The organism is uncultured Chitinibacter sp. (genome assembly GCF_945957625.1).
GTDB classification, from domain to species: domain Bacteria; phylum Pseudomonadota; class Gammaproteobacteria; order Burkholderiales; family Chitinibacteraceae; genus Chitinibacter; species Chitinibacter tainanensis.
In genome coordinates, this window is record NZ_CAMFLP010000006.1 from 25,499 (window position 1) to 40,512 (window position 15,014).

9 protein-coding genes are annotated in these 15,014 nt (G+C 56.0%); 7 read left to right on the forward strand and 2 right to left on the reverse strand.

The window, feature by feature from the left end; genetic code table 11:
- Positions 1–90: 90 nt before the first annotated feature.
- The 3 genes from QV747_RS08745 (at position 91) to QV747_RS08755 (ending at position 5,861) form a co-directional block, all read left to right on the forward strand.
- A complete protein-coding gene (locus QV747_RS08745) occupies positions 91–2,133 on the forward strand; it encodes a glycoside hydrolase family 19 protein (protein WP_273430911.1) in 2,043 nt (680 codons plus the stop codon).
- Between the two features lie 959 nt (positions 2,134–3,092).
- On the forward strand, positions 3,093–3,866 hold the full coding sequence (locus QV747_RS08750; protein WP_273431124.1) for a C13 family peptidase: 774 nt from the start codon (positions 3,093–3,095) through the stop codon (positions 3,864–3,866).
- A 165-nt stretch (positions 3,867–4,031) separates the two neighbouring features.
- Positions 4,032–5,861 (forward strand): ABC transporter ATP-binding protein, encoded by a 1,830-nt coding sequence (locus QV747_RS08755; RefSeq protein WP_273430912.1) that lies wholly within the window; start codon positions 4,032–4,034, stop codon positions 5,859–5,861.
- Positions 5,862–5,957: 96 nt separating this feature from the next.
- Here the strand turns inward: QV747_RS08755 and QV747_RS08760 are convergent, their stop codons facing one another.
- Both QV747_RS08760 and QV747_RS08765 read right to left on the reverse strand, forming a co-directional pair.
- Complete coding sequence (locus QV747_RS08760; protein WP_273430914.1) at positions 5,958–9,518, reverse strand: ATP-binding protein; 3,561 nt, start codon at positions 9,516–9,518, stop codon at positions 5,958–5,960.
- 285 nt (positions 9,519–9,803) lie between these two features.
- Positions 9,804–10,172 (reverse strand): Mth938-like domain-containing protein, encoded by a 369-nt coding sequence (locus tag QV747_RS08765; RefSeq protein WP_047393277.1) that lies wholly within the window; start codon positions 10,170–10,172, stop codon positions 9,804–9,806.
- 153 nt (positions 10,173–10,325) lie between these two features.
- On the opposite strand from QV747_RS08765, the gene QV747_RS08770 reads away from it, so the two are divergent.
- The 4 genes from QV747_RS08770 to thrC all read left to right on the forward strand — a co-directional run bounded on the left by QV747_RS08770 (position 10,326) and on the right by thrC (position 14,903).
- The gene (locus QV747_RS08770) at positions 10,326–11,570 is read left to right on the forward strand and encodes a pyridoxal phosphate-dependent aminotransferase (protein ID WP_034619000.1); all 1,245 of its coding nucleotides are present in this window, start codon (positions 10,326–10,328) and stop codon (positions 11,568–11,570) included.
- Positions 11,571–11,625: 55 nt separating this feature from the next.
- Entirely contained in the window at positions 11,626–12,930 is a 1,305-nt protein-coding gene (locus QV747_RS08775) for a homoserine dehydrogenase (protein WP_028449200.1), read from the forward strand.
- 189 nt (positions 12,931–13,119) lie between these two features.
- Positions 13,120–13,398 (forward strand): hypothetical protein, encoded by a 279-nt coding sequence (locus QV747_RS08780; RefSeq protein ID WP_273430917.1) that lies wholly within the window; start codon positions 13,120–13,122, stop codon positions 13,396–13,398.
- Between the two features lie 59 nt (positions 13,399–13,457).
- The gene (gene thrC / locus QV747_RS08785) at positions 13,458–14,903 is read left to right on the forward strand and encodes a threonine synthase (RefSeq protein WP_273430919.1); all 1,446 of its coding nucleotides are present in this window, start codon (positions 13,458–13,460) and stop codon (positions 14,901–14,903) included.
- The last annotated feature ends 111 nt before the right edge of the window (positions 14,904–15,014 follow it).

The following is a 15,014-nucleotide window of genomic DNA, read 5'->3' on the forward strand; positions in this document are numbered from 1 at the left end:
GCTTCGCTTACTATGGCAGCCACGGCAAAAGCCGTTTTCACACAAAGCACGGCCCGTCAGGACCGGCATAAGAAGGATGGAGACATCAAGATGATCCAGTTCAATAAATGGATGCTGGCTGCGATTCCGGCTGCCATCTGCTCGGCCCAGGTCCTGGCCGCCACCGCTTGGGACAGCAAAACGGTCTACACCGGCGGTCAAGTTGTCAGCTACCAAGGCAAAGATTACAAAGCCAAATGGTGGACACTGAATAACATCCCCGGTACCGAACAATGGGGTCCATGGGAACTCATTGGCAACAGCACCGGCAGCACACCAGCCCCCACCGCGGTGGTGACTGCAGCCCCAACGACGGCGCCGACTACAGCCCCAACAAGCGCGCCAACCAGCACGCCAACGGCTAAACCAAGCGCTACTCCTACCACCCCACCAGCGGCTGGCAGCTGCGCGACTTGGGTGGAAGGCAATAGCTACAAAGCCGGCGACGTAGTGAATTTTGGTGGCGCCAGCTATACCGCCCTGTCGACTCACACCGCCTATGTGGGCGCGAACTGGAATCCAGCTGCGACCCCAACACTCTGGAAAGCCGGCGGCAACTGCAGCACTGGTGGTAGCACGCCAGCCCCAACTGCGACGCCAGTGGCAACCGTAGCACCAACAGCAACGCCAGTGGTAACCGCTACCCCAACGGCCAAGCCAAGCGCTACGCCAGTCGTGACTGCGACGCCAACTGCTACACCAGTAGTAACAGTAAAACCAACGGCCACGCCGACCGCCACCCCTGTGGTAACGGTAGCGCCAACCCCAGTGGTCACCGCAGGCCCAACGACTGCGCCAACTAGCGCACCAGCCGCCTACAAACCACAAATTACCTACATTACCGCGCCAGCGGGCTACCCAACTGAAGCCCAATTCACCGCGGCTGAACGTGCACTGTATAGCCAAGCCGGTGGCGATGCCCAAACCATCGACCGCATTCGCGAAGCGCTGCAGGTACGCACCGATAGCGTGGTCGATGCAGTTGCACCAGGGCTAGTCAGCAACCCGGATAACGTACAACGCGTTGAGCGCGTATTGCCACGGGCGAAGTTTGATTACTTCTTCCCGGTTCGCAATGTGAAATACACCTACGAAAATCTGCTCAAAGGCGTGGCGAAGTTCCCGGCTTATTGCAAAACCTACACCGATGGTCGTGATTCAGACCTGATCTGTAAAAAACTGCTGGCTACTTCATTTGCGCACTTTGCGCAAGAAACTGGCGCCAACTGGCCTGCGCTGACGCCGGCCACGGCCCGCGGCTACGCCGATCAGAACAACGCTGTGTTGGCCACCATGGAGCAAAACACCGCGATTCCAACTTTCCGCCAAGGCCTGTGGTTCCTGCGTGAACAAGGCATGCAAGAAGGTTCGGGCGTGGGTGGTTACCAAGATTGCTTTAATGGCGCAGGTGGCTCGATCTTCTCGATCTTCTATCCATGCGGCAAAAACGCCCAAGGCCAGTACTTTAGCTACTTCGGTCGCGGCTCGAAGCAATTGTCGTGGAACTACAATTACGGCCCATTCAGCAAATCGCTGTACGGTGACGTGAATGTCTTGCTCGACAACCCAGGTCTGGTGGCAGACACCTGGATGAACTTCGCCTCTGCCATCTGGTTTGCCGTCTACCCACAATCGCCAAAACCACCAATGACTTGGGTTGTTGATGGCACTTGGCAGCCGAATCAGGTGGATATTGCCAACAATATGAAACCAGGCTTTGGCGCCACCACCTACATCATTAACGGTGGTATCGAGTGTGGCAAAGGCTCGGAAGCGCAACAATCGCTGAACCGGATCGCGGCGTATAAAGAGTTCACCAAAGAGCTGGGCATTGATATCAGCAACGAGCAACTGACTTGCGGCACATCGAAAGGCTTTACCGATGGTTCAGCCGCGGCCACCAAAACCTATCTGGACAAAAACTGGGGCTACAACGGCAACAACCCAGGTGGCGTATCGTGGGCGTGTCAGTTGGTGAGCTACCAAACGCCATTTAGCCTGGCCAATACCGGTGACTACAAAGCCTGCGTGGATTACTTCTTCCGCGGCCAGGTGAAGTTTAATGGTCAGGTTGTGGTAGATAACACCAAGTAATTTGCGTTCATTCTAAGCAAAACGGCAGCCTTGGCTGCCGTTTTTTAATGCGCGACTCAAAGCCATTATTTGTGGGGCGGGGTGCAATTGCTTAATTTGTCGATGTGAATTGAGCTTGGGTATTGCTATGAAAGCTAATTTCAGATTGCTTTTCATTGGAATACCCCTAAGTAATTCAAAATCCACCATACTTGGCGCACAATCGGCTGACTTGCTTAGATGCTGACAGGCTTTGTTATAAACTAGGCCGTCCTTTTCAGCGAATCCCCTCTATGTCCGATCACCTCGAATCCTTTGACTCCGAAATCAGCGACTTTCCAGAGCCTCGCCAAGAAGCCGCGCCCGCTACAAAGCCATCTTGGCTCAAACAAATCGGCGCCTTGTTGCGCGATAGCGTTCACTGCCTGTGGTTTCGCGAGCCGCGCTGGGGCGACATCCCAGCGTTGCCATGGCTGATTTTATTGCTGTACGTCTTAGAGCAAGGTCTTATGATTTTGGTCGAATGGCTAATGAGTAGCGGTCCGCAGAAATTTTTCTGGTTTACATTTTTGCAAAATGGAGCCTACTTCTTAGCTATTTGCTGGCTGGTTTATTACTCACAATCGTCTGCGCAGGAGTCAAAGCGATCGCGACAAGGACAGATTTTGTGTCTGATTTTACTGTTGTACATGCTGGCTAGCATGCTGTCTGGTTTGGTATATGGTGTTTCTCAAGTTTTGCTTCGTTTTGAAGTTCAACAAAGCCTCACTGCACAATGGATCGTTTGGGGCGTGCAATTTACATGGATGAGGCTGGCTGAGTTGATTTTGTTATGGCATGCCAGTAGTCGAAATAAGCTGCACTTTTTCTTTGCGGCTTCAATTTTTGCTGGACTTTCACTGCTAGCTCTTTCTGATGAGACGCTGGAGTTTTGGTATCCAGTTAACGAAGAGCAAACTGAAAATGATCGTCCCAGCTTGGTGCTAACGCAAGAAGTCATGGAAGCGCAGCCGCAGCTCTTGGCTGATAAACTTACCGCGATTGCGCCGCAGCGCGCTGGCGTCGTCGATCTATATACGATCACTTTTGCCCCCGAAGCCGACGAAGACGTTTTTCGCCGGGAAGCGGGCATGGTGTCCAGCGTGATGGCACAACGTTTTGACGCTGCCGGGCGCGGGATCGAGCTGATCAATCACGTTGAAACACTGGGGCAGTGGCCGTGGGCAACGCCGTTGAATCTGCGGCGCAGCATTACCGCCATCGCTGGCAAAATGGATCAGAACGAAGATATTCTGTTTGTGTATCTCACTTCGCACGGCGGGCAGGATGGGCAGCTGGCGGCCGGATTCTGGCCAATGCAGGTCGATAGCGTGACGCCGCAGCAACTCAAGCGCTGGCTGGACGAGGCGGGCGTGCGCCACCGGGTGATTGCCGTTTCGGCGTGTTACTCGGGCAGCTGGATTGCGCCGCTGGCCAGCGCCGATACGCTGGTGCTGACCGCCGCCGACGCGGATAACACCTCCTACGGTTGTGGCCGCAAATCCGAGCTGACTTTTTTTGGCCGCGCCATGTTTGACGAACAATTGCGCAGCAAAACGCGCTCGTTTGAAGCTGCGCATCACAGCGCCCGCGAGCTGATTCGCCAGCGCGAAGTCGCGGCTGGCAAAGACGATGGCTACTCCAATCCACAAATCAGCATGGGCGCCAATATCCGCGTCAAGCTGGCGCAACTGGAAGCGCGCTTTAAACCATAGTTGAGGGTATATTGCTACAGGTTTTTTTAGGAATGATCTACATGGCAATACCCAGTTGGGTATTGCCATTTTCTTGTGCGCTGGAAAAAGTAAAATTTACTCATCACTTTCAATCGCGCTTATCGCTTAGAATCAATCCCATTCCTGTCTTGCGATGGCCGCCGTATGTTTGCCTTTTTTGAAAAACTCATCCACCCCTATCCGGATCAATTGCCCAAGCATCCGGCGACGTTTATCGGTTTTGTCTGGAGCTGCACGCGCGGCATGCGTTTGTATATTGCCTTGTTGGCGCTATTTACCGCATTAACTGGGGCATTTGAAGCGCTGCTCTATAGCATGCTGGGTAATGTCGTCGAATGGCTGAGCCGCACCGAGCCGGCACTATTGTGGCAAAACGAAAAAAACAATCTACTGTTGCTACTAGGTATTTTGCTCGCCAGCCCGATCCTGATTGCGCTGCAAACCATGATCAAACATCAAACGCTGGCAGGTAATTTCCCGATGCGTTTGCGCTGGCAATTTCACCGCCAGATGCTCAATCAGAGCATGAGCTTTTATCAAGATGAATTTGCCGGCCGGATTTCGGCCAAGGTGATGCAAACCGCGCTGGCGGTACGCGATACCGTGCTCACCTGCATGGATATTCTGGTGTTTGTGGTGATTTATTTTGTCACCATGACCGTGGTTGCCGGCGGCTTTGATCTGCGCCTGATGGGGCCATTTTTTGCCTGGTTGGCGCTGTATATCGCAGTGATGGTGTTTTTTGTGCCGCGCTTAAGCCGGGTTTCGCAGGCGCAAGCCGATGCCCGCTCGCTAATGACCGGGCGAGTCACCGATGCCTACACCAATATCACGACGGTAAAACTGTTTTCGCACGCCAACCGCGAGGCGGGCTTTGTGAAAACCGCAATGCAGGAATTCATGCTCACCGTGCACCGCCAGATGCGACTGGTGAGTCTGTTCGAGATCGTGAATCATCTCTTAAGCATGCTGCTGATCGCCGCCACTGCCGGTATTGCCCTGTGGTTGTGGTTACAAGGCGAGCTGGGGGTGGGCGCGGTAGCAGCCGCTACCGCTATGGCGCTGCGCCTGAGTGGGATGTCGCACTGGATCATGTGGGAAATGGCCGGGCTGTTTGAAAACATCGGCACCCTGCAAGATGGCCTGAACACCTTGGCCAAACCAGCGACGGTGCTTGATGCGCCCGCGGCGCCGGCGCTGCAAGTGCGCGCAGGGCTGATCGAATTTAAGCAAGTGCGCTTTGCCTATGGCCCCGATAGCAAGCCAGTGGTGGATGCGCTGAACTTACGCATTCAGCCTGGTGAGAAAATCGGGCTGGTCGGTCGCTCGGGCGCGGGTAAATCCACCATCGTGAATTTACTGCTGCGCTTTTACGATCTGCAGGCGGGCGAAATCTGCATCGATGGGCAAAATATCGCCGCGGTGACGCAAGATAGCCTGCGCCGGCAGATCGGCATGGTCACGCAAGACACCTCGCTCTTGCACCGCTCGGTACGCGATAACATTCTGTACGGCAAGCCTGATGCCAGTGATGCAGATATGATCGATGCCGCCCGGCGCGCGGAAGTGCATGATTTTATCGCTCAGCTCACCGACCCACAGGGGCGGCAAGGCTACGATGCGCATGTAGGCGAGCGTGGGGTGAAGCTCTCGGGCGGTCAACGCCAGCGGATTGCGATTGCGCGGGTAATGCTGAAAAACGCCCCGATTTTGTTGCTGGATGAAGCCACCAGCGCGCTGGATTCGGAAGTAGAAGCCGCCATTCAGCACAGCCTGTATCAGCTCATGGAAGGCAAAACCGTGGTCGCCATCGCCCATCGGCTGTCGACGATTATGGCGATGGATCGGTTGATCGTGCTGGATCAGGGGCGGATTGTCGAGGAAGGCACGCACGCGCAGCTGCTGGCGCACAATGGCATTTATGCGCGGCTGTGGGCGCATCAAAGTGGCGGCTTCTTGGGCGAAGAAGACTAATACCCACCTAGCGTATCAGACTGAAAGCACCAGTAATAAAAAGGCCGGAAAATATACCCGGCCTTTTTATTACTGAAGCTAGGATCGTCCACCGACTTATACCGGCGTGGCTTCTTCCTGCTTGGCCAACCACTGGGCAATCAAATCGCCAGCCTGCGCCTGTAATTGCCCCAGCCGCACCAGCGCCGCCTCATCGGGCAACACTCCGGCCTGCAATTGCAGCTCCAATTCGCCCGCCAGCGCATAAATTGGCCCCGCCGCAACTTGGGCGGCCACGCCCTTCAGGGTATGCGCATAGCGCTGCGCATCAGCAAACTGCCCGGCCGCCAAGTGCCCGCGCAGCACAGCTTCACAATCGGCAAAGCGCTCAACAAAGCGCGGCAACATTTTATGTAGCAATTTCAGCGAGCCCATTTGCTGCAAAGCGGCGGGAAAATCCAGCAATGCATCTGCATCCGTCAGCGGGGCCATGGTCGCCATGAGCGCAGTTTCTGCTGGCGCTACCGCTTCGCCTTGCCTATCGCCACGGCAGTACGGCCGCAAGGCTTGCTGCAATTTTTGAGCATCAATTGGCTTACACAGATGCTCGTTCATCCCGGCCGCCAAACACAGCTCACGCTCGCCTTCCATCGCATGCGCGGTCAGGGCAATAATCGGTAGTTCGGCAAAACCTGGCAGGGCCCGAATGGCGCGCGTGGTATCGCGCCCATCCATTTCCGGCATCTGCACATCCATCAGCACCACATCAATCGGCATACTCATCAGCGCCGCAATCGCGGCATTGCCACTGCCCACCGGCGTTACCTGCGCGCCCAGATTTCGCAGCACTGTGGCGCCCAGGTCTAACAAGACATCGGTGTCTTCCACCAGCAGCACCCGCAAACCGGACAGCGCCATGCCGGCGTCTGCCCCTACCGCCAAGGCCAGCGCCCGCTCATCACGCGCCAGCTGTTGCGCCACGGCCTGCACAATCTGGCTCGGGATATACGGTTTACTAATCAGCGGGGCGCCGCCGAACGCTGGCAACTGGCTGCTGGCCATATCATCCGCGCCGTAGCACAGCAGTATGAGCGGCAAGCCACCCTGCACTTGCGCCACAATCTGCGGACAAGGGCCTTGATCAGTCAGGCAGAATTGCGGCTGAATCAACAAAAGATCCAGCGGATGCCCACCCTCGAAATACGCCGCCAGTTGGGCCGGATTATTCAGCGCCGTCGAGCTGATCCCCAGCGCCGCCAGATGCAGCGCCAAATGCGCGGCGTGGTCTTCATTTTGATCGGCGATTACGGCATGGCGCTCGCCAAATTGCGGCAAGCTCACCGTCTGCGGGCCGCGCGGCATTCGCAGCGTAAAGCGGAAACAGGAGCCTAGCCCCGGCTCGCTATCCACCTCAATACAGCCGCCCATCAACTGAATCAGCTGCTGGCTAATCGCCAGCCCCAGCCCCGAGCCCCCAAAGCGGCGGGTGGTAGATGAATCGGCCTGACTAAAGAGCTGAAACAGCCGCTCACGCGCTTGCGGGTTAATCCCGATTCCTGAGTCGCGCACCGCAAAGGCCAGCTCTACTTCATGCGCCTCCGCCGCCGTTTGCATCAGGCTTAAAGTCACATCGCCGCGCTCGGTAAACTTCACGGCGTTATTGAGTAGATTCAGCAGCACCTGCCCCAGCCGTAGCGAATCACCCACCAGCTGATGCGGCACCCGCGGGTCAATTTCGAAATTCAGCCGCAAATCTTTATCCTGCGCCTGAATTGCAACCGTGCCGGCCAGCTGGCTTAAGAGCTGCATCAGATCAAAAGGCTCGCGCTCGACTTCGAGCTTATGCGCCTCGATTTTCGAGAAATCGAGCACATCATTCACCACGCCCAACAGCATCTGCGCCGAGCTTTGCGCCCGGGTCAGGTATTGCTGCTGCAAGCTCGATAACGGCGTTTCGCTCACCAGCTGCGTGTAGCCCAGAATGGCCGACAGCGGGGTGCGGATTTCGTGGCTCATATTGGCGAGGAATTCACTCTTGATCTTGGCCGCGGCCTGCGCCTCATCACGCGCTTCGATCAGCGCTTGCTGCTGGCTATTTTGCTGCTGCAGCAGGGCGCGAAATTGCATCACCCCACGCTCGATATCGGAAATCTCGTCATCTCCCTGCACAATAATCGGCTCGGCCAATTCGCCTTCCGACAATTGCCGCATCGACTGCGCCAAGCGCTCCAGCCGACGATTGATATTGTTCGAGATATAAAACCAGCCCATCACCAGCGCCACCACCACCGCCAAACCAGCCGCGCCCAGTAGCCACCAGCTACTGCTGCGGATATCCCGATCCAGCGACACCACTTTGCCACTCAGCGCGCCCGAAATGGCCTGCCCCAATTGCTGCGTAGTTTGCAGGAAATCTTGCGTAATCTGAGTGTTTTCACGGGCGATTTTCTCTAGCAGCGACTCTAGCGTCAGCCGGCGCTGGGCCAGCTCAAACACCTTGCGCGATTGCTCGTTCAGCATCACCACCGCATTCAGGCTTGGGCCTAGGCCACTGCGAATCTGTGGCAGCACGATTTTTTGCCCCGCAGCCTGCGCATGCTGATACAGCTGCGCGAAATCTTTGCGCCCTTGCGCCAGCTCTTGCTGGCTCTTGGCCGCGATCGTGCGGCGCAAGGTATTACTTAACTCTAGATAATCACTTTTGAGTTGCTCGCTGGCGGTTAAGGTTTGTACCTGGGTATTGACTAAATTCACAACTGAGGCGGTGGCGCTTTGGGTAATCAGATCGCCCTGCCGGTTGTGCTCGGCCATTTCCCGCTGATTGAATTTGCTGGCGTTGCGATAAAAATCCATCATCGCGCCGAGCGCCTCGCGCGACACCGAACGCATCGGCCCGCGCAAGATTTTCAGCATTTTCAGCCCTTCATCGCGAAACTCCGGATCAGTGAGCTGAAATTGCTTTTCCAGCCGCTCCAAAATTTCCGGCCCCTTGCGGCGATAGCCCTCTTCGCCCTCCACGGCGATCAGGCTGGCCAGGCGAAAGATATCGGCCCGAATCAGATTGGTGGCCAAGCGCTCGTTTTGATCCTGCTCGGTGAGTTTGGCCCATTGCTGGCCGGCGGCCACCGAGGCGCGGCCGGTGGCCAAGAGCATTTCTTCCTGCGCCTTATGCAGCAAAGGCTCGATTTTTTGCTCAAACTGTTGGCGCTGCTCATCCACCTGGGCCAGCACTGCCGCGTTTTGCTTTTCGATTTCGATCAGGTCGGTGACGATTTGGTTGGTTTCGACCGCTTGTTTGGCCAGCAGCTGATAATGTTTTTGCAAGCGGCTGATGTCGGCGGGGCCCGATTCGGTGAGCTTCAGGGCGCGGATGGCATCAAGATACAGTGGCGCGCCACCCTGCAATTGCTGCAAAGTCCGAAAAGCCTCACGGCGCTCGGCATCATTGGTGGCCGAGGACAGCTGATGCAGGGCCAGCGCCAACTCTAGACTATTGGTTTCCAGCCCGGCCACGGCGCGGGTTGCTGGATAGCTTTCGCGGGAAATATTGCTGTAGGTTTGATCGACGGAGCGGAAAACCCAAAACGCCGCCAGACCCGCGATCAGGGTCGTGGCGGCCACGACGATAAAGGCAATTCGCAGCCGCAAGGTCAGCGACTTTAACAGGGCTATGGGCATTGCCAATCTCTCTGGTACGAGCAAGTGAAAGTCGGCAATTGGCGTTAGAGCAGTTAGCCCGGCAACACCACTGCCTTCATCTCATGTCTGTCTGCGCCGTCTAACGCGGCACTGGTTTCTTATCTTACCAGAGTCTTTTTCTTTCAGATAAAGCAATAAACGGCTGTAGACATAAGACAACAGCCCGGCAAATGCCTTTAAAACAGCCGTTTAAATCTGTCAGGTGTAATACCACTTGCCCCGCTGTGGCCGATTTCACCGTTGATCAGTTGCCCGTGCGCTGGCTTAGCGATGCAACACCAACGCCAGCACGCGGCGATCTTCCGCCACCAGCACATTAAAGGTGCGGCAGAGTGCGCCCGTGCCCATCACATCTACGCCGATGCGCTTGGCAGACAAGGCCGCATAAAGCTGCGGGTGCGGAAACTGGATCGCCGCCCCGGTTCCTAGCAGCACCAGCTCAGGTTGATAATCGAGCAACTGGGTAAAGTCATCGGCCGTTAGCTCGGCAAAGCTGGCTGGGCGCCATGGCTGCAGATCGTCGGGCAAGATCAGCAGGCTACCGGCATGTCGCACTTCATTGACCTGCACCGATTCGGCATCGTAGGCGGTAATCTGGTTTAAATGCTCGACTTTGGACTGGTGCAATTTCATGGCAAACCTCGCTAACAAACTGGCTGGCATTTTAAAGCAAGCCCTGCTGGCTGTGTGCTGTGCGAATTGATACTTAATTGTTTGTTCCGCCAACCGAATCTTTCGCTACAATACGGGGTTTCCCTGAAAAACCAGCGCACGGACGCCACCCCGATGGAAGCCATCCTCAAATCCAATAAATTGCTGAATGTCTGTTACGAAATCCGCGGCCCGATCCCGGAGCGAGCGCGGCAGATGGAAGAGGACGGCCACCGCATTATCAAGCTCAATATTGGCAATCTGGCCAACTTTGGTTTTGATGCGCCCGAAGAAGTGGTGCAAGACGTGATCCGCAATCTATCCAACGCCGCCGGCTACGTGGATAGCAAAGGTTTGTTTCAGGCCCGCAAAGCGGTCATGCATTACACCCAGCAGAAAAACATCAAAGATGTCACCGTCGATGATGTTTACATCGGCAATGGCGCATCCGAGCTGATCGTGATGAGCATGCAGGCCCTGCTGAATAATGGCGATGAAGTCTTGGTGCCAGCCCCCGATTATCCGCTGTGGACGGCCGCAGTCAGCCTGGCGGGCGGCAAGCCACGCCACTATGTGTGCGAAGAGAGCAATCAGTGGTACCCATCGATTGACGATATGCGCGCCAAAATCACCGACAAAACCCGCGCGATTGTGGTGATCAACCCGAACAACCCCACCGGCGCACTGTATCCGGATGAATTGCTGCTGCAGATTATCGAGCTGGCGCGCGAGCATGGCCTGATTATTTACGCCGACGAAATCTACGACAAAGTGCTGTACGACGGCGTGAAACACACCTCCATCGCCTCGCTGGCGGATGATGTGCTGTTTGTCACCTTTAATGGCCTGTCGAAAAACTACCGCGCTTGCGGCTACCGCGCTGGCTGGATGATTGTGTCGGGCAATAAAAAGCCGGCCAAAGACTATATCGAAGGCCTGAATATGCTGGCCACGATGCGTTTGTGTGCCAATGTACCGGCGCAATACGCCATTCAAACCGCCTTGGGCGGTTATCAAAGCATTGATGATCTGGTTAAAGAAGGCGGCCGGCTGGCGAAGCAGCGCGACCTCGCATACGAGATGCTCAATGCCATTCCCGGCGTGAGTGTCGTCAAGCCGAAAGCCGCTTTGTATATGTTCCCGAAACTGGATCCGGCCATTTACCCGGTGAGCGACGATCAGCAGCTGATGCTGGAGTTACTCACCGAAGAAAAAGTACTGCTGGTACAAGGTACTGGCTTTAACTGGCATCAGCCTGATCACTTCCGCGTGGTCTTCCTGCCCAATGTCGACGATCTGACCGAGGCGCTGAGCCGTGTGGCCCGCTTCTTGCAAAATTGGCGCAAACGGCATGGCACGGGCGAATTTGCCAGCAAATAAGCACCCTATTCGTAAAAAACTGCGAGGCTCGACCTCGGCTTGCAAGGAAATGAACATGAAAGCAATTAACGTAGGCCTATGTGGTGTCGGTACTGTTGGTGGCGGCACTGCCACCGTATTGCAACGCAATGCCAATGAAATCGCCCGCCGTGCTGGCCGCCCTATCGTGGTCAAAATGGCCGCCAACCGTGATCTGGCGCGCGCCAAAGAATTGTGTGGCGATGACGTCATCATCACCGACAACGCGATGGACGTGGTCAACCACCCCGAGATCGACATCGTGGTGGAATTGATCGGTGGCACCACCATTGCCAAAGACGTGGTGCTGGCCGCAATCGAAAACGGCAAACACGTTGTTACCGCCAATAAAAAACTGATTGCCGAATACGGCAACGAAATCTTCGCCAAAGCACAAGCCAAAGGCGTGATGGTCGCGTTTGAAGCCGCCGTTGCGGGCGGTATTCCGGTGATCAAGGCGCTGCGCGAAGGCCTGACCGCCAACCAGATCGAATGGGTAGCCGGCATTATCAACGGCACCAGCAACTTCATCCTGACCGAAATGCGTGATAAAGGCTCCGCCTTTGCCGATGTACTGGCTGAAGCTCAACGCTTGGGCTACGCCGAAGCGGATCCAACGTTTGACATCGAAGGCCACGACGCTGCGCACAAGCTGACCATCATGAGCGCGATTGCATTTGGTATTCCAGTGCAGTTCGACAAAGCCTACCTGGAAGGCATCAGCAAACTAGAAGCCGCCGACATCAAATACGCCGCCGAACTCGGCTATCGTATCAAGCTGCTGGGCATGACTCGCCGCCGCGAAAATGGCATTGAGTTGCGCGTATCCCCCACCCTGATTCCGGCTGGCCGCCTGATTGCCAATGTGGATGGCGTCATGAATGCCGTACTGGTGAAAGGCGATGCCGTGGGCGCCACCATGTATTACGGCCCGGGCGCCGGCGCCGAGCCGACCGCGTCTTCGGTGATTGCCGACCTGGTTGATATCACCCGCCTGCACACCGCCGACCCAGAGCACCGCGTACCGCATCTGGCCTTCCAGCCTAGCGCGATGGCCAATCTGCCGATCCTACCGATCGACGAAGTGGAAACTTGCTACTACCTGCGCCTGAGCGTGAAAGACCTGCCGGGTGTGCTGGCCGATGTCACCACCATCCTCGCCGAAGGCCAGATTTCTGTGGATGCCATGCTGCAAAAACCAGCGGGTGACAGTGCCGAGATCGTGATCGTGACCCATACCGCGGTCGAGAAAAACGTCAACGCCGCCATCGCCAAGATCGAAGCGCTGGCGTCGTGCAATGGCAAGATTGTGAAATTGCGTCTGGAACACTTAAACGGTTAATTTGGCTATGAGCGGCACTTTACTGCCGCTCTTTCCTACACAAGGTGCTTTATGCGTGTGCTTTTACGCCATCGACTGATCACATTACTGCTGAGCTGCACACTGACTGGTTTTGCTTTTGCGGATGAAAAAGCCAATACCGATGAGCTGAAACTGGATATTTTCCGCTATGCACTGGTCAGTTCATGCATGCGCGATGCCAGTGGCCTTGCCTCACTGGGCAAAAACTTAGCTCAATTTGATCTCACGCTGGATCAAAAATCGCTCTGCAATTGCGTTGGGGGCAACCTCATCCGCGACCCACAACTTAAAGCGGTTTTACTCAGTGCGGATGCAAATACGCAGTTAAGTGCGGAAACCAGCAAAAAACAGATTGGCGGTAAGACCATGCAGCTCGCTTTTGCTTGCGCTTCCGCGATTCTAAAAGAGCAACTGCAAAGCGGTGAGAAAAAGACCACCACTCAATGATACCCAGCCAAGGTATCTACACACAGATCAATCAAAATAAACATCACGGGCCTATACCCATGAAATACATCTCTACCCGCGGTGGCGTTGCCGCCCAGCAATTTAGCGATATCCTGCTTGGTGGCCTGATGGCCGATGGTGGTTTGTCGATTCCGGAAAGCTACCCACAGTTTGCCACCGCCGAGCTCGCGCAGCTGGCCACGCTGAACTACCGCGACTTGGCGTTTGCCGTGATCAGCCGCTTTGTGGATGACATTCCAGCGGCCGACTTGAAAGCGCTGATCGACAAAACCTACACCGCTGCCGTGTACTGCAATGGCCGCAATGCCAGCGATGCCGACCAGATCACGCCGGTGATTAAGCTCGATGACACGCTGTACGTGCAAGAGCTGTCGAACGGCCCGACGCTGGCCTTCAAAGACATGGCCATGCAGCTCTTGGGTAATCTGTTCGAATACGTGCTGGCCGCCAAAGGCGAGCAAGTGAATATTCTGGGCGCTACCTCGGGCGATACCGGCTCGGCAGCGGAATACGCCATGCGCGGCAAAAAAGGCGTGAATGTCTTTATGCTGTCGCCGTTTGGCAAAATGAGCCCATTCCAGCGCGCGCAGATGTTCAGCCTGCAAGATGAAAACATCTACAACCTGTCCGTCCACGGCTTTTTCGATGCCTGCCAAGACATCGTCAAAGATGTGAATAAAGACGCGGCCTACAAAGCCAAATACAAGATCGGCGCGGTCAATTCGATCAACTGGGGCCGCATCGTGGCCCAGGTGGTGTATTACTTCAAAGGCTATTTCGCCACCATCGCCGCCACCGGCCGCGCTGTGGGCGATAGCGTCGATTTCTGTGTGCCATCGGGCAATTTCGGCAATATCTGCGCCGGCCATATCGCCCGCCAGATGGGCTTGCCGATTGGTCAGCTGATCGTGGCCACCAACGAAAACGACGTGCTGGACGAATTCTTCAAAACCGGCGGCTACCACCCACGTGGGCTCGATCGCACCTACGAAACCACCAGCCCATCGATGGACATCACCAAAGCCTCGAATCTGGAGCGCTTTGTGTTTGATCTGGTGGGACGCGATGCCAGCAAGCTGGCCGCCATGTGGCAAGCAGTAGAAAGCGGTGGCGGCTTTGATCTGCCAGCCGAAGACTTTGCCCGCATGCGCGATGTGTATGGCTTTAAATCCGAAGCCAGCACCCATGCCGACCGCGTGGCGCATATCCGCGAAGTATTCGCCCAATTTGGCGTGCAGATCGACCCGCACACCGCCGATGGCTACAAAGCCGCCAAAGCGCACCGCAACCCGGCCGTGCCGATGGTGATTATGGAAACCGCCCTGCCGGCCAAGTTTGAAACCACCATGCTCGAAGCCCTGAATCAACCGCCAGCCCGCCCAGCCGGCTTGGCCGGTCTGGAAGATCTGCCACAGCGCTTTGACGCCATCGCCGCCGATGCCGAGCAAGTGAAAGCTTATCTGGCCGAACGCATCAAGCTGTAAACCTACTGGACTTCACCCTGAACCAAGCAAAAACCCCGCACTAGCGGGGTTTTTGCTGAGCGCAAGATTCAGTCTAAGCGCGAGGAATGGCACTAAAGAACCCACTTCGCC